General features: G+C 63.3%; 20 protein-coding genes. 15 read left to right on the top strand and 5 right to left on the bottom strand.

Annotated elements, in window-relative coordinates:
• Positions 1-41 precede the first annotated feature (41 nt).
• The 3 genes from ACQR0Z_RS23135 to ACQR0Z_RS23125 all read left to right on the top strand — a co-directional run bounded on the left by ACQR0Z_RS23135 (position 42) and on the right by ACQR0Z_RS23125 (position 2,728).
• Positions 42-983, top strand: coding sequence for an acetamidase/formamidase family protein (locus ACQR0Z_RS23135; RefSeq protein ID WP_434920167.1), 942 nt, complete (start codon positions 42-44; stop codon positions 981-983).
• Between the two features lie 991 nt (positions 984-1,974).
• The gene (locus ACQR0Z_RS23130; RefSeq protein WP_006614936.1) at positions 1,975-2,172 is read left to right on the top strand and encodes a hypothetical protein; all 198 of its coding nucleotides are present in this window, start codon (positions 1,975-1,977) and stop codon (positions 2,170-2,172) included.
• 79 nt (positions 2,173-2,251) lie between these two features.
• The gene (locus tag ACQR0Z_RS23125) at positions 2,252-2,728 is read left to right on the top strand and encodes a GcrA family cell cycle regulator (protein ID WP_434878097.1); all 477 of its coding nucleotides are present in this window, start codon (positions 2,252-2,254) and stop codon (positions 2,726-2,728) included.
• Between the two features lie 78 nt (positions 2,729-2,806).
• Here the strand turns inward: ACQR0Z_RS23125 and ACQR0Z_RS23120 are convergent, their stop codons facing one another.
• Together ACQR0Z_RS23120 and ACQR0Z_RS23115 are read right to left on the bottom strand one after the other, a co-directional pair.
• On the bottom strand, positions 2,807-3,199 hold the full coding sequence (locus ACQR0Z_RS23120; RefSeq protein ID WP_434920219.1) for an endonuclease domain-containing protein: 393 nt from the start codon (positions 3,197-3,199) through the stop codon (positions 2,807-2,809).
• Positions 3,200-3,357: 158 nt separating this feature from the next.
• Positions 3,358-4,326, bottom strand: a complete 969-nt coding sequence (locus ACQR0Z_RS23115) for an SDR family NAD(P)-dependent oxidoreductase (RefSeq protein ID WP_434920166.1) — start codon at positions 4,324-4,326, stop codon at positions 3,358-3,360.
• 217 nt (positions 4,327-4,543) lie between these two features.
• Between ACQR0Z_RS23115 and ACQR0Z_RS23110 the strand changes: the two genes are divergently transcribed.
• From ACQR0Z_RS23110 to ACQR0Z_RS23075, 8 genes are all read left to right on the top strand, one after another.
• Positions 4,544-4,699 carry a hypothetical protein gene (locus ACQR0Z_RS23110; protein WP_434859216.1) on the top strand — a complete coding sequence of 52 codons (156 nt, stop codon included), beginning with the start codon at positions 4,544-4,546 and terminating at the stop codon, positions 4,697-4,699.
• A 520-nt stretch (positions 4,700-5,219) separates the two neighbouring features.
• A complete protein-coding gene (locus ACQR0Z_RS23105; protein WP_434859217.1) occupies positions 5,220-6,329 on the top strand; it encodes a BMP family ABC transporter substrate-binding protein in 1,110 nt (369 codons plus the stop codon).
• On the top strand, positions 6,326-7,435 hold the full coding sequence (locus tag ACQR0Z_RS23100) for an ABC transporter permease (RefSeq protein ID WP_434920165.1): 1,110 nt from the start codon (positions 6,326-6,328) through the stop codon (positions 7,433-7,435). The genes ACQR0Z_RS23105 and ACQR0Z_RS23100 overlap by 4 nt, the downstream gene beginning before the upstream one ends.
• 3 nt (positions 7,436-7,438) lie before the next feature.
• The gene (locus ACQR0Z_RS23095; protein ID WP_434920164.1) at positions 7,439-8,365 is read left to right on the top strand and encodes an ABC transporter permease; all 927 of its coding nucleotides are present in this window, start codon (positions 7,439-7,441) and stop codon (positions 8,363-8,365) included.
• 202 nt (positions 8,366-8,567) lie between these two features.
• A complete protein-coding gene (biuH, locus tag ACQR0Z_RS23090; RefSeq protein ID WP_434920163.1) occupies positions 8,568-9,251 on the top strand; it encodes a biuret amidohydrolase in 684 nt (227 codons plus the stop codon).
• Between the two features lie 50 nt (positions 9,252-9,301).
• Positions 9,302-10,777, top strand: coding sequence for an ABC transporter ATP-binding protein (locus ACQR0Z_RS23085; protein WP_434920218.1), 1,476 nt, complete (start codon positions 9,302-9,304; stop codon positions 10,775-10,777).
• A 583-nt stretch (positions 10,778-11,360) separates the two neighbouring features.
• A complete protein-coding gene (locus tag ACQR0Z_RS23080; RefSeq protein WP_434920217.1) occupies positions 11,361-12,956 on the top strand; it encodes an oleate hydratase in 1,596 nt (531 codons plus the stop codon).
• A 114-nt stretch (positions 12,957-13,070) separates the two neighbouring features.
• Positions 13,071-14,630 (top strand): oleate hydratase, encoded by a 1,560-nt coding sequence (locus ACQR0Z_RS23075; protein ID WP_434920162.1) that lies wholly within the window; start codon positions 13,071-13,073, stop codon positions 14,628-14,630.
• Positions 14,631-15,135: 505 nt separating this feature from the next.
• Here the strand turns inward: ACQR0Z_RS23075 and ACQR0Z_RS23070 are convergent.
• A complete protein-coding gene (locus ACQR0Z_RS23070; protein WP_434878648.1) occupies positions 15,136-16,017 on the bottom strand; it encodes an AraC family transcriptional regulator in 882 nt (293 codons plus the stop codon).
• Between the two features lie 101 nt (positions 16,018-16,118).
• Positions 16,119-16,994, bottom strand: a complete 876-nt coding sequence (locus ACQR0Z_RS23065; RefSeq protein ID WP_434878647.1) for a class I SAM-dependent methyltransferase — start codon at positions 16,992-16,994, stop codon at positions 16,119-16,121.
• Between the two features lie 533 nt (positions 16,995-17,527).
• Between ACQR0Z_RS23065 and ACQR0Z_RS23060 the strand changes: the two genes are divergently transcribed.
• The 4 genes from ACQR0Z_RS23060 (at position 17,528) to ACQR0Z_RS23045 (ending at position 20,773) form a co-directional block, all read left to right on the top strand.
• Positions 17,528-17,983 (top strand): helix-turn-helix domain-containing protein, encoded by a 456-nt coding sequence (locus ACQR0Z_RS23060; protein ID WP_315729054.1) that lies wholly within the window; start codon positions 17,528-17,530, stop codon positions 17,981-17,983.
• A gap of 4 nt (positions 17,984-17,987) precedes the next feature.
• Positions 17,988-18,578 (top strand): PIN domain-containing protein, encoded by a 591-nt coding sequence (locus ACQR0Z_RS23055; protein ID WP_434920161.1) that lies wholly within the window; start codon positions 17,988-17,990, stop codon positions 18,576-18,578.
• A gap of 103 nt (positions 18,579-18,681) precedes the next feature.
• A complete protein-coding gene (locus ACQR0Z_RS23050) occupies positions 18,682-19,041 on the top strand; it encodes a DNA-binding protein (RefSeq protein WP_434920160.1) in 360 nt (119 codons plus the stop codon).
• Between the two features lie 235 nt (positions 19,042-19,276).
• The gene (locus tag ACQR0Z_RS23045; RefSeq protein ID WP_434920159.1) at positions 19,277-20,773 is read left to right on the top strand and encodes an AbiV family abortive infection protein; all 1,497 of its coding nucleotides are present in this window, start codon (positions 19,277-19,279) and stop codon (positions 20,771-20,773) included.
• Here the strand turns inward: ACQR0Z_RS23045 and ACQR0Z_RS23040 are convergent.
• Positions 20,679-21,068 carry a hypothetical protein gene (locus ACQR0Z_RS23040; protein WP_434920158.1) on the bottom strand — a complete coding sequence of 130 codons (390 nt, stop codon included), beginning with the start codon at positions 21,066-21,068 and terminating at the stop codon, positions 20,679-20,681. The genes ACQR0Z_RS23045 and ACQR0Z_RS23040 overlap by 95 nt on opposite strands.
• Between the last annotated feature and the right edge of the window lie 2 nt (positions 21,069-21,070).

The raw sequence follows: 21,070 nt of genomic DNA, 5'->3' as shown, positions 1-21,070 counted from the left end.
TGCGCTAAGCTCGGGCGAGATCCGGCAACAATGAGAGCATCATGGCCCATCATCATCTGCCCGCCAGCCCCGAGACCTGCCATTGGGGCTTCTTCGAATCCCGGCTGAAGCCGGTGCTCACGGTCGACAGCGGCGACGAGGTCACGATCGATTCGATCAGCGGCGGACCGGACGTGGTGCCGGACACCAGCAAGTTTCACGTGCCGCCGGAATTGTTCGACGTCCACGCCCGCTCCGAGCGGATGGTGCCGGGCCACATCCTGACAGGCCCCGTCGCGGTGCGTGGTGCCGAGGTCGGCGACGTGCTCGAGGTCGACATCCTCGACGTGCAGCTGCGCCAGAACTGGGGCTATAATTTCATCCGCCCGCTGGCCGGCACCCTGCCCGACGATTTCCACGAGACCCGGCTGATGAACATCCCGCTCGACAAGGAGCGGATGGTCGGCAAGCTGCCCTGGGGCCTCGAGCTGCCGCTTGCGCCGTTCTTCGGCGTGATGGGCACGGCCCCGCCGCCGGCCTGGGGCCGCATCACCACGCTGATCCCGCGCGCGATGGGCGGCAATCTCGACAACAAGGAGCTCGGCGCCGGCGCCAAGCTGTATCTGCCGGTGTTCGTGCCGGGCGCGCTGTTCTCCTGCGGCGACGGTCATGGCGCGCAGGGCGACGGCGAGGTCTGCGTCACCGCGATCGAAACCGCGCTGCAGGGGCGCTTCCGTCTGACCGTGCGCAAGGACCTCAGCTTCGACTATCCGCGCGCCGAGACGCCGACGCACTACATGACGATGGCGATGGACCCCGATCTCGACCAGTGCGTGGTGAAGGCGCTGCGCGACATGATCGTGCTGCTCGGCGAGAAGCGCAATCTGTCGCGCGAGGACGCGTATACGCTGTGCAGCCTCGCGGCGGATCTGCGCGTGACGCAGACGGTCAACGGCTCCAAGGGCATTCATTGCATGATCGCGAAGTCGGTCGTGCACGGGTGAGGTCGTCGTGGCCCGCGCGCGCGCGGCTCGCTCCATTGTGTCGCCCGGCTTGACCGGGCGACCCAGGACTCCGCGGCTATTGTGGGTCCTTCGATAGGCCGCGGCGTGCTGGATCCCCGCCTGCGCGGGGATGACGACCGAATGTGACGCGCCTCGCTTATCCCAACAGACACGCGTTTTCATCCTCGCGCGCCGCTCGCGCCGAGTCATGCCGCTCATCTCACCCTCACGAAGTTCGGAGGGCGCAGGGAAGGCCAGGCGTCGGCTGACGCCTGCGGCCCGCCTGCGAGAAAAAATGCAGGCGGCAGGTACCACAGGTGCAGCCGGACAACGCCCGGCCTTCCCTGCGCGATGGTCTTCACGCTTATACGCAGTCTGCCTGGTGCGCCGGGCTTGTTGGCCACCATTCGCGACAATGCTTGCGCATTGCGCGGGACACCAGCATCGGGGTGCCAGCACGCTGCGACTTCACGTCCGCGCCGAACCGTTCGTCCACGCATCCATTGAAGGACACGCTGCGGCTCGCTCGCGGCCATCGCTCCCCGCCCCGCGTGTCGTGACGATCGCGCGCAACGCCCCTTCCGAGTGAGACGGGATGGCGACAGTAGAGCATGATTTTCGGAAAAGCGAAAGCGCTATTTTCTGACTTGCAGAAATTTCTGTTCGGGACACCCGCGCCGCAGCGCGGGCCGGGAACGCGGCGCGACGGGAACCATCACAAGCGACGTTCTCTTGTCGTTGGACGAGCCATCGGAGGAGTCCCGCCAGTTGCAGTGCGAATCCCCTCCACCCGCTCGTGCACCGTACCATTCCGGGCCCGGACTCGCTGAAAGCGCCGAGAGTCACCACCGCGACCGGCCCGATTCGTCATATTTCTATAAAATTCAATATCTTAACCACTTATCCCCAAGTGGCTGTACAACCTATTGGATTCCAAATAGAGTCTAAAAAGTTACTTTTCTGTACACCGGTTACGGACTAGCTTTTAGGCATGGCGACGGAAAAAGCCGAGACTGACCGCATCCCCGTAACCCTGGCCCTGGCCACCATTGGCTATCTCGAAAAGCTCGTGAAACAGGGCACCCACGGCACCAGCGTTCCGGGTGTCTGCAGAACGTTGATTGAAGAAGGCATCCGGCTCGCCATCAAGGACGGGCTGCTGTCGATTCGCGACAACGGACGGGCTTAAACAGGGACATCAGCGGCACAGTTTCGGACGACCGTCGGCCAGGACGATCCAGGACGGATCAAACTTGGAAGCGACAACAATGCCCGCCGAACGACAGACCCAACCCACCTGGACCGAGGAACGCCTCCGGGCCCTGAAGCAGCACTTTGAAGCCGGGCTGACCTGCCGCGAGATCGCCGCCGAACTCGGCGTCAGCCGCAATGCCGTGATCGGCAAGATCTCCCGCCTCGCTCTGACGCGCGACAATGGCGGCGACACCCGGCGCATGGTCCGCGACAACGCCCGCGACGGCACCCGCCGCCCCGCGCCGAAACTGCGCCGCCGCATCCTGCGCGCGGTCCCCAGCGATCCGCCGCCGATCGTGATCGAGGAGCCGCCCGCCGGCCCCGTCGAGAACGGCTGCTCGCTGTTCGAACTCTCCAAGGAACGCTGCCGCTGGCCGATCTCGACGCCGGGCGCGGACGATTTCTGCTTCTGCGGATCGAAACCGATCGAGGGCCTGCCGTATTGTCCGAGCCATACACGGATGGCGTACCGGGTGGCGTCGTCGCGGTAGGTGGCGATCTACCGAGCTGATTAGTTCGAGCGTCCACCCTCGGGGCGCACGGCCCTCACGGAGATGGCGACGTGTGTGCTATTCAGCCTTGCTCGGTCGCGATGTTCTGCGATGACGGCGCGGCGGTCTCGTCTCCCCTCCCCCTTGCGGGGAGGGGTCGGGGGTGGGGGTCCACGCGCGCTGAATTTCATGGAGCACACCTTCGATGTTTCCCAGCACATCGCTGTTCCAGAAGCGAAGAACGCGATAGCCGAGTGCTTCGATTTGTTGCGTGCGGGCGGCGTCCTGCTCACGGTTCCAATCATGTTGGCCGCCGTCGACTTCAATCACCAGCTTTGCTTTGCGGCTGACGAAGTCGACGATGAACGGCCCGATCTGCGCCTGACGACGGAAGTGAGAGCCGGCCAGCTTGATGTCGTGGCGAAGGTGTTGCCAGAGGACTCTCTCGGCGTCAGTGGGTTCGGCGCGCATGCGTTGCGCGAATGATCGTCGGCTGTCAGCCATGGCTGTCTGTTTCATCACGAGCAGCGCGACTCGGGGACCCCCACCCCCGACCCCTCCCCGCAAGGGGGAGGGGAGCTCACCGTCTGCTTGGCGGGAAGCGCGTTTTTACAAATAACAGCGGTCCCCTACCCCAATCTCCACCCCGCCTCCTGCGCGAACCGCTGATAGAACTCCGGTTCATACGCCTGCTCCGGCGATTGCCGGACGCGCATGTCCAGCAGCTTGGCGTCCTCGCCGACGAGGATGCGCCATTGCTCGGCCTTGACGCCGTCGAGGATGATCTTCGCCGCCTGCGCCGCCGTCGTCGGCGCATCCTCGAGAAAGCTGCGGGCGCGTTCGCGGGCGGCGTTCTGGATGTCCTGGTTGCTCATCGCTGCGACGTCGATGCCCATGCCCTTCATGCGCTGGCGGGCCTGGGCGATCTCGGTGTCGCTGAGCTCGTCGGATTCGCCGCCGCTCTGCAGTTTGCGCGAGTTCGATACGATCGAGGTGCCGATATGGCCGGGCATCACCACCGAGCATTTGATGTGCGGGGCGTTGAGGCGGAGGTCGTTGATCAGCGCCTCCGTAAAACCCTTCACCGCGAATTTCGCGGCGCTGTAGGCGGTGTGCGAGACGCCCATGCCGACCGAGGCCCAGAAGCCGTTGACGCTCGAGGTGTTGACGATGTGCGCCTCGTCGGCCTTCAGCAGCATCGGCAGGAAGGTGCGGACGCCGAGATAGACGCCGCCCCAGCAGATGTTGAAGGTGCGCTCCCATTGCTCCCGTGAGTTGCTGAACAGGCTGCCGCCGCCGCCGATGCCGGCATTGTTGAACAGGAGATGGATCTTGTCGGTCGCCTGCTGCTCGGCGAGCTCGTCGCGGAAGCGCTGCAGCTGTGCCTCGATCGAGACGTCGGCAACGTGCGTGGTGACGCGCAGGCCCTGCGGCACCCCATCGGCCTCGCACAGCCGCTTGGTCTCGGCCATCGCCTCGGTCGAGACGTCGCACATCGCGACGTTGCAGCCCTCGGCGACGAGCTGGCGCGCGAGCTCGCGGCCCATGCCCGTGCCGCCTCCGGTGATCACGGCGATCCTGCCGGCGAAATCCTTCATTGCACTTTCTTCCTTCCCTGCTGCGGGCCGCAACGCGCGGCCCCGCTCGTTCTCTTCGCGGAACGCCAGCCGAGCTTAGGACGTTTGACCGGCAAGACCAGAGGAGATGTCCGGGATCAGCATTGCAGCGCAGCAGCAAAAAAACTCATCCTGGAGTTGAACCGCTGCCGAACGCCCCTGACTTATTCCATGGGAAGGCAGGCTCGAGGAGGTTCGCATGGCGTACCAACAGGGGCATTGGCAGGACGAGAGCTGGCACGACACCATGGTCGATCCGGCGGGATCGGGCGACGGCGCCTATCTCACCGGATGGACGATCAGCGGCCTTGCCGTGATCGGCACCATCGTCGCGGTCTGGCTGCTCGGCATCTGACCGGCGCGACGCGCATCATGAGGAAGGAAGGCTGCGCCGAGCGTGGCCTACAGCTGCGGTGCGCAGCTTTCTCCTCCGTCATTGCGAGCCACCCGGTCCGCGCGAAGCGCGGCCGGATGACAGGCTCCGCGAAGCAATCCAGAGTCCCCCCACAGCCCCTGGATTGCTTCGCTGCGCTCGCAATGACGTGGATCGAGTCGAGCGTCTCGCGGAGAGTTTGGCGCCCTGAAAAGTTCTCACAACCGCACTTCGCGAACGTGCTCGCCTGGCTCTCCGAGGGTCTCGCCAGGCTGAACTCGTTGCATACAATTGAAGTCGATTGATTAAAACATAGGCTATCATTTGCTCACGGCATTCGTTGCCCACGCTGCAAGCAATCGCAAAGCAAAGCGGCTTCAGTGACTTAGCTCCTCCGCTCGGCCGAAAGCCCCTGGCACGAAGCTTGCGATCCCCTCGGCGGCTGCGCCGTGCCGGCGAAGCCGAGAGGCGCGGGCGCGACAGCCCGCCGAGGGAGCACACCATGGACTTTGGCAGGATTTCACGACGGCATCTGTTGCAGGGTGGCGCGGCGCTGACGCTCGGCGCAGCCGCGGGCCTGCGGCCGGCCTTCGCGGCGGAGACGACGATCGGCTTCATCTATGTCGGCTCGCGCGACGACTACGGCTACAACCAGGCGCATGCGCAGGGCGCGGCGGCGCTGAAGAAGCTGCCGGGGCTGAAGGTCATCGAAGAGGAGAAGGTGCCGGAGACCGACGCGGTCGAGAAGACGATCGAGTCGATGATCAATCTCGACGGCGCGACGCTGCTGTTCCCGACCTCGTTCGGCTACTACAACCCGCACATGATCAAGATGGCCAACAAGTACCCGAAGCTGCGCTTCGAGCACTGTGGCGGCCTGTGGAGCGAGAAGGATCCGAAGAACGCCGGCTCCTATTTCGGCTACATCGACGAGGCGCAATATCTGTCGGGCATCGTCGCGGGCTATACCTCGAAGAGCGGCAAGCTCGGCTTCGTCGCGGCCAAGCCGATCCCGCAGGTGCTGCGCAACATCAACGCCTTCACCCTCGGCGCCAAGCTCGCCAACCCCAAGGCGACGACGCAGGTGATCTTCACCGGCGACTGGTCGATGCCGGTCAAGGAGGCCGAGGCGACCAACAGCCTGATCGACCAGGGCGTCGACGTGCTCACCTGCCATGTCGACGGTCCGAAGACGATGGTCGAGAACGCGGCGCGCCGCGGCGCCTTCGTCACCGGCTATCACGTCAACCAGTCGCCGCTGGCGCCGAAGGCGTATCTCACCGGCGCCGAGTGGAATTGGGAGGCGCTGTATCCGAAGTTTGTCAAGATGCTGGCCGCCGGCGAGAGCATTCCGAACTTCTATCGCGGCGGTCTCAAGGAAGAGCTGGTGAAGACGTCGCCCTATGGCGAGGCTGTCTCCGAGCAGGCGCGCAAGCATGCCGACGAGATCAAGGCCAAATTCCTCGGCGAGGGCTATACGATCTTCAAGGGCCCTATCAAGGACAACAAGGGCAACGTCGTGATCACCGCCGGCACCGAGCGCGGCCAGAAGGATCCCGAGCTCGAGAAGATGGACTATCTGGTCGAGGGCGTGATCGGAGCGACGTCGTGACCACGGAGGCGGCCGATCCGGTTGATGCGGCCGCCATCGCGCCGGCCGCCGACGCAGGCTTCCTGCAACGTTACGGCACGAGCATTGAGTACATATTGATCCCGGGCGCGGCGCTGGTCGCCGCGCTGCTGGTGTTCGGTGGCTTCGTGGCGCTGTTCGGCAAGAACCCGCTCGATCTGTATTGGTACATGTATTACGGCGCGTTCGGCACCTGGTTCTCCTGGCAGAACACGCTGAGCCGCGCCGCGCCACTGATTCTGACGGCGCTGTGCACTGCCCTGCCCGCGCAATTGGGCATGGTGATCATCGGCGGCGAAGGCGCGCTGCTGATCGGCGCGCTGTCGGCGACATCAGCGGCGCTGGCGCTGCAAGGCATGCCGCCGCTCGTCGTGCAGATCGCGATGGTGATCGCCGGGATGACCGGCGGCGGGTTGTGGATCCTGCTGTCCGGTGGACTGCGCCAGTATCGCGGGGTCAACGAGACGATCTCCAGCCTGCTGCTGGTCTACATTGCACTCGCCATCCTCAACCATCTCGTCGAAGGCGTGATGCGCGATCCGGCGAGCCTCAACAAGCCGTCGACACGCGAGATCGGCGCCGCCAACATGATCGGCACCATTCCCGGCACCGACGTGCATTGGGGCCTGGTATTCGGGCTGATCCTGGCGGTCGCGTCCTACGTGCTGATCTATCACACGACGTTCGGCTTCGCGGCGCGCGTCGCGGGCGGCAACATCCGCGCCGCCAAGATCGTCGGCCTGTCCGTCGGCAAATTGATCCTCACCGTCTGCTTCCTCGCCGGCGCCTGCGCCGGGCTCGCCGGGATGGTCGAGGTCGCCGCGGTGCAGGGCCGCACCAATGCCAACCTCGCGGTCGGCTACGGCTTCACCGGCATTCTGGTGGCTTTCCTGGCGCGGCAGAATCCGCTGGCGATCATTCCCGTGGCGATCCTGCTCGGCGGCATCAACGCGTCCGGTGGCCTGCTGCAGCGGCGGCTCGGCCTGCCCGATGCGTCGGTGCTGGTGCTGCAAGGCATCATCTTCATCTCGGTGCTGGCGAGCGACGCGCTCTACGGGCGCATCGGGTTTCTGAAAGGAAAGTCCTGAGCCATGGCTGACGGCAACATCGGACTCTGGACCGTCCCGCTCGCCGTGCTCGGCGGCGCCATCCGCGTCTCCACGCCGTTCCTGTTCGTCAGTCTCGGCGAATGCATCACCGAGCGCTCCGGCCGTATCAATCTCGGCCTCGAGGGCACGCTGGTGATGGGCGCGATGAGCGCCTATGGCATCTCCTATCTCTCCGGCTCGCCCTGGCTGGGCGTGCTCGCTGCCGGCCTCACCGGCGCGCTGCTGGGGGCGCTGCATGCTGGCATCTGCTCGCTGCCGCGCGTCAACGACGTCGCGGTGGGCATTTCGCTGATGCTGTTCGGCACCGGCCTCGCTTTCTTCCTCGGCAAGCCGCTGATCGAGCCGACCGCCGCGCGGCTGCCGGCGATCGATTTCGGCTGGTGGAGCGACGTGCCGCAGGTCCGCGCCGCGCTGCGCATCAACGTGCTGTTCCTGATCGGCGTCGCGCTGGCGCCGATCCTGTTCTGGGCGTTCAAGACCACGCGCTGGGGCCTCTTGATCCGCACCGCCGGCGAGAGCGCCGATGCGGCACGCGCGATGGGCCACTCCGTGCTGATGATCCGCCTGCGTGCCACGATGGCCGGCGGCTTCCTCGCCGGCATCGGCGGCTCGTTCCTGTCGCTGTTCTATCCCGGCAGTTGGAACGAGGGCTTGTCATCGGGACAAGGCATCACCGCGGTCGCGCTGGTCATCTTCGCACGCTGGGACCCGATGCTGTGCCTGTGGGCCTCGCTCGCCTTCGGCGGCGCCGCCGCCCTCGGCCCGGCGCTGCAATCGGTCGGCGTCACCTCCGGCTATCACCTGTTCAACGCCGCGCCCTACATCCTGACGCTTCTGATCATGATCATCACCTGCTCGCCGAAGCGCACCTTGAGTGGCGCGCCGGCCGAGCTGTCCATCACGCGGTGAGAGGCGGCTCGTCATGCGGAAAGTAGCTGGAGCGAGCACCTCCTTCGCGGCCATCCTTCGAGACGGCCGCCTGCGGCGGCCTCCTCAGGATGAGGGGTCTTTGCGCGGCGACGCACCAACTCAACCCTCATGGTGAGGAGCGTCGCCCTTGCGACGCGTCTCGAACCATGAGGCCCCATACATGCTGACGGGAGTTTGATTCATGACCCAGCGCACCATCCGCTCCGAGCCCTACGCCTGGCCCTACAACGGCGATCTCCGGCCTGAGAACACCGCGCTGATCGTGATCGACATGCAGACCGATTTCTGCGGCGTCGGCGGCTATGTCGACAAGATGGGATATGACCTGTCGCTGACCCGCGCCCCGATCGAGCCGATCAAGAAGCTGCTCACGGTGATGCGGGCGCAAAACTTCCTGATCATCCACACCCGCGAGGGCCATCGCACCGATCTGTCCGACCTGCCCGCCAACAAGCGCTGGCGCTCGCAGCAGATCGGCGCGGGGATCGGCGATCCCGGCCCGTGCGGCCGCATCCTGGTGCGCGGCGAGCCGGGCTGGGACATCATCCCGGATCTGGCGCCCCTGCCCGGCGAGATCGTCATCGACAAGCCCGGCAAGGGCTCGTTCTGCGCCACTGATCTGGAGCTGATCCTGCGCCTCAAGGGCATCCAAAACATCGTGCTGACCGGCATCACCACCGACGTATGCGTCCACACCACGATGCGCGAGGGCAACGACCGCGGCTTCGAATGCGTGCTGCTGTCGGACTGTTGCGGCGCGACCGACAAAGGCAATCACGACCACGCGCTGAAGATGATCAAGATGCAGGGCGGCGTGTTCGGCGCAGTCGCGACGTCCTCCGCGCTGATCGAGGCGCTGTCGTGATCGGCGACGATCCGATTCCCTCGGGCGCGTTCGGCGTCGAGGCCATCGCGATGACGATGCGGTTCGGCGCGTTCACCGCGCTCGACAATGTCGAGCTCAAGGTAAAGCCCGGCTCGTTCCACGCGCTGCTCGGCGAGAACGGCGCCGGCAAGTCGACCTTGGTCAAATGTATCATGGGCTACTACCGCCCGACCGAGGGCGACGTGCTGATCGCCGAGCGCGCGCGCGCGATCAGCAACCCGAAGGACGCCCACGCGCTCGGCCTCGGAATGGTCTATCAGCATTTCACCCTGGTGCCGGCGATGACGGTGGCCGAGAATCTCGTGCTGGCGCGCGACGACGTACCGGCGGTGGTCAACTGGCCTAAGGAGAAGCAGGCGCTGGAGGCGTTCCTGGCGCGCATGCCGTTTCGTGTGCCGCTCGATGCCAAGGTCTCCGACATATCCGCCGGCGAGCGGCAGAAATGCGAGATCCTCAAGCAGCTTTATCTGAAGCGCCGCTTCCTGATCCTGGACGAGCCGACCTCGGTGCTGACGCCGGGCGAGGCCGACGAGGTGCTGGGCATGCTGCGCAAGATGGTCGAGGCCGGCGAGCTAACTATCCTGATGATCACGCACAAATTCCGCGAGGTGATGGCGTTCGCCGACGAGGTCACCATCCTCCGCCGCGGCAAGCTCGCCGGCCGCGGCAAGGTCTCCGAGCTCACGCCCGATGACATGGCGCGGATGATGATCGGCGCCGAGCAGCTCACGGTGCAGCCGTCGCGCACCGGCGAGGCCGGCAAGGTCAGGCTCGAGGTCGAGAAGCTGGTGGCGCGCGACGACGCCGGCGGCCTCGCCGTGCAGGATCTCTCGCTCACCGTGCGCGCCGGCGAGATCGTCGGCATCGCCGGCGTCTCCGGCAACGGCCAGCGCCAGCTGGTCGAGGTGCTCGCCGGCCAGCGCGAGGCCGAGAGCGGCGCGGTCCGCGTGTCGGGCGCGCCCTACTCCGCCACGCGCGAGGAGATGCGGCGGCACAAGATGTCGCTGCTGCCCGAGGAGCCCTTGAAGAACGCCTGCGTCGGCGGCATGAGCGTCGCCGACAACATCGCGCTGCGCGAGTTCGACCGCGCCCCGTTCGCCAGCGGCGGCTGGTGGCTCAACAAATCAGCGTTCCGCAAGGACGCCACGACCAAGATCAACCGCTACAAGATCAAGACCCGCACGCCGGATACGCCAATCTCGGCACTGTCGGGCGGCAACGTGCAGCGCGCCGTGCTGGCGCGCGAGCTCGGCCATGACGTCGAGGTCCTGATCGCCGCCAATCCCTGCTTCGGCCTCGACTTCGCGGCGGTGGCGCAGATCCACGCCGAGATCATGGCCGCCCGCAACCGCGGCGCCGCGGTGCTGCTAGTCAGCGAGGATCTCGACGAGTTGCTGGAGCTGTCGGACAGACTCGTGGTGATGTTCCACGGCCAGCTGGTCTACGAGACCCGCGCCGGCGAGGCCGACCTGACGGAGATCGGCCGGCACATGGCGGGGCATTGAGGCGCCTCTCAACTACCCGACGGCGGATTTCCACTGCGCGCGAGATAAGCATGGCACAGCGTGCTCTCTCAACGTCATTGCGAGCGCAGCGAAGCAATCCAGAGTCGCGTATGCCGCCCTGGATTGCTTCGCTGCGCTCGCAATGACGACGGGAAAGACCGAACACAAGACCGCGAGTGCGTAGGGTGAGCAAAGGAGCCCTGCTCTGCTGCATCGACCAGCGAAGCTGCTGCGGCGCCGTGCCCACCATTCTCGACCGAGGGACCGTGGTGGGCACCGGCGCGCGGTGGACAACGTGCTCAGCAGCATCGTGGGCGCGCCTTTGCCCGTCCTACCGCCTCTCGACGTCATCGCGAGCGCAGCGAAGCGATCCAGAGTCTCGCCCGAGCCCCGGATTGCTTCGCTGCGCGCTGCGCTCGCAATGACGGAGGAAAGAACGGCGCACAGCCGATGCCGGGACATTGCGCCGCACCCGGACAAACGACCTCAGCGTGTTGACGACTAATTCATCCCGCTGCGGTAAATTGCGCTCCGGCGGGCTTTGTTTGGCAAGTGATTTGCCGCGCCTGCCGGCATTTTTCCTATTTTCGTTCAAACCTTTAAACAGCAGGTCGACATCATGAAGGCCTATTTCATCGGCGGTGGCATCGGCTCACTCTCAGGCGCAGCATTCATGATCCGCGACGGCGGCGTGACCGGGCGCGACATCACCCTGTTCGAGAAACGCCTGCCCTATGGCGGCAGTCTCGACGGCGCCAGGCTTCCGGACGGCTCCTACTCGATGCGCGGCGGGCGCATGCTGACGACCGAGCAATACGAATGCACCTGGGATCTGTTGTCGACGATCCCGAGCGCGTCGCAGCCGTCCGAGAACATCCTCAGCGAAACCGAGATGTTCAACAAGCTGCACGTCACGCATGCGCAGGCGCGGCTGGTCGACCGCAACCGGCACAAGGTCGACGTCTCCACCATGGGCTTCTCGATGCAGGACCGCATCGAGATGACCAAGCTCACCGAAACCCCGGAGGACAAGCTCGGCAACTCGCTGATCTCGGACTGGCTGTCGCCGCCGTTCTTCACCACGAATTTCTGGCTGATGTGGCAGACGGCGTTCGCCTTCCAGCCGTGGCACAGCGCGGTCGAGTTCAGGCGCTACATGCGCCGCTTCATGAACGAATTCCCGACGATGAATACGCTCGGCGGCGTCAAGCGCACGGTCTACAATCAGAACGACTCGATCGTGAAGCCGCTGATGCGCTGGCTGGAGGAGCACGGCGTCAACTTCGTCGGCGGCGCCGATGTCACCGACATCGCGCTCGTCACGGAGAACGGCAAGCATCGCGCCACGCGGCTCGACCTGACGCAGAACGGCGCCAGCCGCTCAATCGAACTCGCCCCCGACGATCTCGTGTTCTACACGGCGGGCTCGATGACCGATGCGACCAGCCTCGGCAGCCACGACAGCGCGCCGAAGCAATTGACCAAGGAGGACAGCCACGGCTGGGCGTTGTGGGAGAAGCTCGCCGCCGGCCGGCCCGAATTCGGCAATCCCGCGATCTTCAACTCCAACATCCCGGAATCCAGCTTCGAATCCTTCACGGTCACCTGCCGCAATCCGCGCTTTTTCGATGCGATGCAGAATTTCAGCGGCAACGTCGCCGGCACCGGCGCGCTAGTGTCCTTCTCCGACTCCAATTGGCGGATGTCGATCGTGCTGTACACGCAGCCCTATTTCCCGGACCAGCCGGCCGACATTCAGATCTTCTGGGGCTATGGGCTCTATCCCGATCGCGTCGGCAATTTCGTGCCCAAGCCGATGTCGGAATGCAGCGGCGCCGAGATCCTGAAAGAGCTGTGCGGGCATCTGCGCTTCCCGCTCACGGTGTTCGACGACGCCACCTGCGTGCCGTGCTGGATGCCCTACATCATGAGCATGTTCATGCCGCGCAGCCCGGGCGACCGGCCGCTGCCGGTGCCGGCCAATTCGCAGAACCTTGCCTTCATCGGCCAGTATGTCGAGCTGCCGGAGGATGCCGCGTTCACCATCGAATATTCGGTGCGCGCTTCCATGCACGCGGTCTATCAGCTCATGAAGATCGATCGCGCCATTCCACCGGTCACCCCGTGGGACAAATCGCTGAAAGTGCTGGCGCAGGCCGCCATCAAATCATTCGCCTGAGCCTGCGCGCGAGATCGTGATCGACCGTGGCTCGCCGCGGTTGATCTGAATCAGTTCCGTCGGGACACACGGCCGCTAACCCCGGATCGGTACAGACGATCCGGGTGATCCATCATGAAGGCTTATTTCATCGGCAGTGGCATCGGCGCGCTGGCAGGCGCGGCGTTCCTGATCCGCGACGGCGGCGTCGCGGGACACGACATCACGATCTTCGAAAAGCACCTGCCGTTCGGCGGCAGCCTCGACGGCACGCAGCTGCCGGACGGCTCGTTCTCGCTGCGCGGCGGCCGCATGCTGACGACCGATCACTACGAATGCACCTGGGACCTGCTCTCGACGATTCCTGGCTCGAACGATCCCAACCGCACCGTGCGCGATGAGACCATCGCCTTCAACAAGGACCACGTCGCGCATTCGCAGGCCCGCCTCGTCGATCGCAATCGGCACAAGATCGACGTCTCCACGATGGGCTTCTCGATGCAGGACCGGCTCGAGCTCGTGAGGCTGACGGAAGCCTCGGAGGAGAAGCTCGGCAAGTCCCGCATCACCGACTGGCTGTCCCCGCCGTTCTTCACCACGAATTTCTGGTTCATGTGGCAGACGACATTCGCGTTCCAACCCTGGCACAGCGCGGTCGAGTTCAAGCGCTATCTGCATCGCTTCATGAACGAGTTTGCGCGCATCGAGACGCTCGCCGGCGTCAAGCGCACCGTGTTCAATCAATACGACGCGATCGTCGTGCCGCTGATGAAGTGGCTCGAACAACATGGCGTCAATCTCGAAGGCGACGTCGACGTGACCGACATGGCGATCGCCACCGAAGCCGGCAAGCATGTCGTCAGGCAGCTGACGCTCGACCGCAACGGCCGCAGCGAGGCGCTCGCCGTGTCGCCAGATGATCTCGTGTTCTTCCAGAACGGCTCGATGACGGATGCCACCAGCCTCGGCTCGCAACATGCGCCGCCGTCGCGCCTGACCAAGCGCGAGAGCAAGGGTTGGGCACTATGGGAAAAGATCGCGCAGGGCCGTCCCGAATTCGGCAATCCCGCCGCGTTCAACTCATCGATTCCGGAATCCTGCTGGGAGTCGTTCACCGTCACCTGCCGCAACGCGCAGTTCTTCGATGCGATGGAAGCCTTCAGCGGCAACAAGGCCGGCACCGGCGGCCTCGTCACCTTCACCGACTCCAACTGGCTGATGTCGATCGTGCTGTACCACCAGCCGCATTTCGTCGGCCAGCCGAAGGACGTCCAGGTGTTCTGGGGCTATGCGCTGCATCCCGACCGCATCGGCAATTTCGTGCCGAAGGCGATGGCGGATTGCAGCGGCGCCGAGATCCTGAAGGAGCTGTGCGGCCATCTGAATTTCGAGCTGTCGGTGTTCGACAATGCGAGCTGCGTGCCGTGCCGCCTGCCCTACATCACCAGCATGTTCATGCCGCGAAGCAAGAGCGACCGGCCGCTGCCGGTGCCGGCGAATTCCAAGAACCTCGCCTTCGTCAGCCAGTTCGTCGAGATCCCCGACGACGTCGTGTTCACGGTGGAATATTCGGTGCGCGCAGCGCAGATGGCGGTCTATCAGCTGCTCGACATCAACAGAGCCATTCCGCCGATCACGCGCCACGACAAATCGTTCCGCGTGCTGATCGAGACCGTGGAGAAGGCGTTCGCCTGACGTCGCGGCGCGCGACGCCACCGCCAAAACGAGCGCGCCCGGATCTGGCTGATCCGGGCGCGTCCACAGCTCGCCACTATGTATCCTAGCGTGAATTCGTCAGTAGCCCAGCAGAGCGAGGCCGACATAGCTCACGGCAAACAACGACACGACCGATGTTGCAGCGGCGAAAACGGACAATGAGACTTTCAAAGTCTTGAGGACCATACGCGCCTCCTTCAACGATAAAAGCTGCCATCGGGATAAACCCCGAGGCCGATCCAAAATTTCCTGAAAAATCGACTCGACGGGAGCCGAACATCAGGTTGGTGCGCACGTCTGCGCGAAGGTTCAATGCCGGGGCCACAGTCCCCCGATCGCTCGCGACATCAACGTTAAAAATGATCCAGGGTTCCCGTGATGGAACTGGAACCATTCAAAACCGGAGCAAACGTCCCACCCACTCGGAATGGGATGCCCGCCGGGTGGTGGCCTTCTGCGACGGGTCACATCGTGCCTCGGGGTCTCACTTCAGCGGCAGGAATAGGTCAGCCACGGTCTCGTGCTCGGCAACCTCGGGAAACAGATTCAACCTTTGGCAGTAGATCGGAAAATCTCGCGTCTCCTCGCCGCTGGCTGGAAGCCAGTCGCGGTAGAGGTAGAGAGCGGCCGGCTCGAGATTATGGGTGTTGCCGATGACGCGTAGCACGGCGCAGCGCCCGCCGGGAATTTCGCCGGCCTTGATGTCGAAGCCATGGGCCATGATCGGCCGGTCGGTGCCGACGCAAAGGTCCACGCTGTAGTCGGCGGGCGACGCCGGACGCCGCTCGGAGCGCCAGACCGTGAAGGTCGGATGGGTCTTTGGATGCAGGCCGGCCGCCTTGCGCCACGCGATGAACCTCTGGATGCTCGCGCCGAGTGTCGCGGGGTCGCCACGGTGTTCCACGATCGCCACCGGCGTGGTCGGCACGTCGCGAATCGTCACGTCATCAGGAGAAAAGGTCGTCGTCATCAGCTTGCTCCTCGCTTCGTCGAGAGGCCCGAAGGCCGCAAGCCACGGCTCCCAATCGGGAGACTTCCGGAACGACGACGGCGATTGCCCGAACCGCTGCCGAAAGGCGCGGGCAAAGGCGTCCGGGGCATCGTAGCCCGCATCCAGCGCGACATCCGTCACGCTGTCGGCATCGCTGTAGACCAGCTGATAGCTCGCGCGCTTCATGCGGGCGAGCTGGACATAGCGATGCACGGACAGGCCGAACGTGGCCGTGAACTGCCGGTGAAAATGATACTTGGAATAAGCGGCGAGGCTGCTCAGCGTGTCCAGATCGAGATCATCGTCCAGATGCCGGTCGATGTGATCCAGCACCCGTTGCATCCGGGCGTGGAAGTTTCGCAGCGCCGCCGTCATCGTTCCTTGCTCCGTGGCGGCACCAGCTAACAGCGCCCACGCCGGATACGCTCGACCGATCTTGCGGCTTTGCGGAAAGGCGACGGCCGCGGCGCGCGCGTCTACGGATCGACCGCCGTCACGATCCAGAATGAGGCGGGGACCATGACGCTCGGTCCCTTGGCGTAGCGCGCAAGCGCCTTGCGCACGGCAGCCGTGGCCGCCTCGACGGCTTCGGACCGCTGCCCGGCCACCGCGCGAGAGCTGGGGCCAAGCGCCAACGCGGTCTGCACCGCGCCGTCGAGGCCGCTGCCTGCCGCGAGATCGAGGCTGACATCGCAGCGTTCCAGCCGGACCCGTCGCAGGCCAGCCTCGGTCATCACCCTCTCGACCCATTCGGCGGCGCCGAAAGCAAAATCGTCCGGCGCATGCGGCCGCAATCCCGGCAGCTTGGCGACGTAATCATAGGCCGCCTGCAGCGGCTCAAGCGCCCACGGATTGTCGCGCAGCTCCCCCCAGCAGGCGAATGCGACACGGCCCTCGGAACGCAGCGCGTTGCGGATGTTCAGCACGGCGCGCACGGGGTTGGCGAAGTACATCACGCCGAGCCGTGAAATCACGAGGTCGGCGCTCGCGGCCTTGAAGTGATGCACCATGGCATCGCCCTGCACGAAGCTGACCGGCGCCTCGGCCGGCGCGAGCTCGTGGGCCGATGTGAGCATGGAAGCGGAGACATCGAGGCCGAGCACGCTGCCGGTGGGGCCGACCTTCTCGGCCGCCGCGATCAGGGTCGCCCCGCAGCCGCAGCCGATGTCGAGCACCCGCTCGCCCGGCTGGATCGCGGCGCGCTCCAGCAGCGCCTCCTGCACCGGCAGGAGCATCGCATCGAGCTCCGCCCGCCGCGCCACCCAGCGCGCCCCGCCCGCACCGTTCCAGAACGCGATCTGCTCGGCGTTCTCGAAATGCCCGAAGGAAGTGTCGGCAATTGCGGCGTCCATGAGCGAGCTCGGCAGGATTTAGAAATGAAAAAGGTCTCCGGCGCTGGCAAGCGGCCGTCGGCCAGAGCTTGGAGTTTAGGCGGGGGTTTGCGGGTTGAAAAGCCGCCCTTGTGCGGCGCAACCGCGCTCGCGGCGCAAGGCGCACTGGGTTTTTTGACCCCAAAACACGTCGGTCTGATTCTGCTTCAGGAGTTCTAATCGATCCGCCACGGCCAGAAGGCTTGGCCGAGGTGCAGGACCGGCTGCTCTCACATCGCAGCGATCTCGAGAAATGGTCGGAGCGGCGGGATTCGAACCCACGACCCCTAGTCCCCCAGGCGCGGGTAAGCCGTTGAATTACATCAATATTCGAGGAAACCGGGTTATCTCCGGACCATTGATCTGATTGAAGTTTTCGGTTCGAATGGAAACCCAAACCACCTCACTACACACCGAAACGCGACCCTCCAACGGAACATTAATGGCTTCGAATGTTTCATATATTGCGAATGCTTCGAATATCGCCTATCTATGCCTTTCCAGAGGGGAGCCATATGACCGTCCCAGCCTATGCTGAGGAACTCGGCGGCCGTTTACCGTCCGAGACCGAAAAGGCATCAGCAAATCAACTGCGTACGATCCTCGCCGCTCATGCCGCGGGGGATACGACCTTGCGCGTTCTCGACGAGCAAAAGCAGACAAAGGAAATCACCTTGGGCCCCGCCCTGTCGGCGCTCCTTATGGAGCTACTCCGACACATTGGGAAAGGCGATGCGGTCACGCTTGTGCCCGTTCACGAGATGCTGACCACGCAGCAAGCAGCCGACATTCTGAACGTCTCGCGACCGTTCCTTATCTCCCTGCTCGATAAGGGGCAGATACCGTACGACACCGTGGGACGTCACCGGCGAATCAAGGCTGAGGACCTGTTCGCATACAAAAAATCTCGGGACGAGAAGCGAAGTAAAGCCCTCTCGGACCTTGCCGAGCTGGACGGGGAGCTACTGTAGGCCCTTGTTCGCCAATCGCTTCACCGCCTTTGTAGACGCCTGCACGCTCGTCAGCGTGCTCAAGCGAAACCTGCTGCTATCCCTGGCAGAGGCGGAATTTTTCCGCCTCCGCTGGTCTGCCGAAGTACTCGACGAGACCCAAAGAGCGCTGAAGGAAATCCATGAGAAGCGCAGACTTCTGGATGCCAGCGACCGTGCGGCTAGAGCCCGTGCGTTCATGGAAGCCGCCTTCGAAGACGCGATGGTCGATGACTACGATCATTTGTTGCCGCTCGCCGTCGAATTGCCCGACCAGGACGATGCGCACGTCTTGGCCGCAGCGGTCAAAACCCAAGCGTCCATGATCGTCACGGAGAATCTGAAGGACTTTCCTTCAAAAATCCTCTCCGCTCTGAACGTCGAAGCAAAATCAGCCGATGAATTCATAGCGGATACGATTGCGCTCGATCCCGGACGAGCTGTCGCGGCAATTCGCCAGATGCGGGAGAGGTTCAAGCGGCCTGAGAAAACCGCCGAAACACTGTTTTTGGAAATGGAGGCCGACGGTTTGCTCGAAACCGTCAACCTGTTGCGGCCCTACGTCGACTCTCTCTGATTGCTCACTACAGAATCGGCTTGCTCGGCCGACATCGGATCATCCGTATGCCCTGCCAGCCGCAAAGGCCGCGAAATTGGCCGCTAACTTGTAGGACTGAGCGATGACCAAAATCAAGCAACACGACGCGGCCGAGTATCTCGATACCCGGAAACGATTGCCGCCTACATCACTAAAGCTCTGGAATCCGGCGATCCCTCTCTCATCGCGATGGCGATCGGTGTCGCCGCTCGCGCTAAGGGTCGGCGAAGTCGCGGAGAAGGTCGGCCTGTCGCGCGAAAATCTCTATTTGTCGTTTGGTGGCGAAGCAAAGCCGAAATTCAGCACCATCCTGAAAGTGCTTCAAGCCGTGGAAATTAGCCTGATCGCCCGGCCGGCACAAAACCAAGCGGCATCAAAAGGGGAAGCTGACGGATTGGTGGAAACCGTTGACCTCCTGAGACCTCACATCGACTCGCGCTAACCACCCCGTGCTGTGAAACTCGTGATCATAGATACCCGTTGGCTTCCGCCCGCAAGTGCCGCTATGGTACTCGTCTTTTAGAAGAGACGAAATCGATGTAAAATATCGTCGGTTCATGCAGGTCTAGCCCCCAACACCCGAGGCGTTCGGTTCGCCAGCGTAAACGTTTCGGTGAGTAGTTCTGAAGAGAGGGGTCTACCGGCGCTTTTGAGCAAATGTGGCCCAGGGGGCGACCTTGGACGAGAAAGTTCTACTTACGCGGCGCCTTTGTCTGGAACAGGCCGAATCCTTTATCACAGCTTCGGAGCGCCTAACGCCGGGGTGGCCTCATATCGTCTATCATCTAAGCTTGCTTGCATTGGAAGAAATTGGAAAAGCGAGCATGATCACAGCGCGAGCTGTACAGCCCCCAGACGCTGACGGAGCCTGGATCGATCGCTCCTTAGAAAATCATCGTCGAAAGTTGCAGTGGGCTGTTTGGTCGCCGATGCTAACGATCGATCCGAAAGATTTCCAGGCTGCGAAAGATTTTGCCGAGCGCGTCCATGCCGTGCGTCTCGCAACGCTTTACGTGGATCCGGCCACCGATCTAACCGATCTTCCTCCTAGAGAACGGGTAACTCACGAAGATGCCGAGAAGATCCTAGATCTAGCTCGTGCTCGTTTGGAGACTGAGCGAACAATTGGAGCACCTACCCTAGAGCCCGACGAGCTCACGGAATGGTTTATTGATTCAATGGCGGACCCGGATCGATCAAGTATCCTACTCTCCGCACCCTTTCGCGCGCAGTACGAGACCCTAAACGGAGATGCGAGGGCGTGGGCAAATTGGGCCAGGAACGAAATCGCGAAATTGGACATGGAAGCCCAACAGCTGTTGGAAGCCGAACTCGCACGCCCCGCAGCTCCGATGTCTTCGGCGAAACAAAAATGGAGAGCGAAATCGGCCGTCTACACACCATCACATTCTCTTCGAGCAAAAGTCCTAGCAAAATGGAATGAGCACATTGAGCCTGTCCAACTTCTTTGGATCGGCAAGAAGGACGAGCTGACACTTCAGATTACACTCCATGACAACATGCCGCTAGCAGCCCTATTTGGTCGGCTTACCACCCTTGCAAAGCTGACCGTCGCGTGCCTCAACATTGGAAGCGCAGGCTATTTTTGGTTTCAGCGGGCGGGCTTCGAACAAAGGATGTTTAAGGAAGTACGCGACCTCGAACGTCACCGTCCGATTGACATTCGTTCGGGGGAGAGCTTTTGGGGGGATGGTCGCGCCGTCGCGCTCTCAGATAGTCACATCGACAACGCCATGCACTGTATGATGGCTTTCGCACCCCTGTCAGAAGTGGATGCCGAGCCGATCTTTGCACCGTACTTCCATGGGCTCGCAATGATCTCCAAATCCGATACGTTTTATCGGTTTGATGATTTGGCACGGCATGAGTTTGTTAGAAGCTTAGCCGGAGCACTTCAACGCTACGGAAACTGGAATGGTAAAGCGGAAGACTTCGAGGAACGACTTCACCAGGGCTTCGCTCCTTTTATGCCCGACCAGCAGCATCGAGACCGTCTTTTCAAAGCCCTACGCACGATTGGCGATCCAGACGAAACGCCGCTTGTAAATTTGCGTTCTGCTAAACAGCTCGCAGACCTATATTTAATCCATACAGCCAAGCGCACTTGGCGAACGATCTTGCACCGCAAAGACGATAAGCAGGCAAAAACCTAACAACAGCGATTATTTCCCGAGAAACGCCTTTCACGCCCATCCACACGACGGCAATAAATCCCGTTGCAAGCGTGCCGATGACAGCCTTAAACGTCAGGCTCTGCGCCTGCTCGACGCTCTTACGCCAGCGCCGTAGGTGCTGGAAATCTGCCCGCAACTCCCTGTGATCCTCATCATCGAGCCCGAACGCGCGGAGGACGGCGGCGGCCGCCTCCTCCGCGAGCGCCTTTGACTGGCCCTGCTGCTCGGCCAGCACCGCGGCGACAATCGCGCGGATTTCCAGCGTGTCGGACATGG

The organism is Bradyrhizobium sp. HKCCYLS3077, from assembly GCF_051167555.1.
Taxonomy (GTDB): domain Bacteria; phylum Pseudomonadota; class Alphaproteobacteria; order Rhizobiales; family Xanthobacteraceae; genus Bradyrhizobium.
Note: the sequence above shows the minus strand (reverse complement) of the source record. Positions and strands in the feature narration are given on the sequence as shown.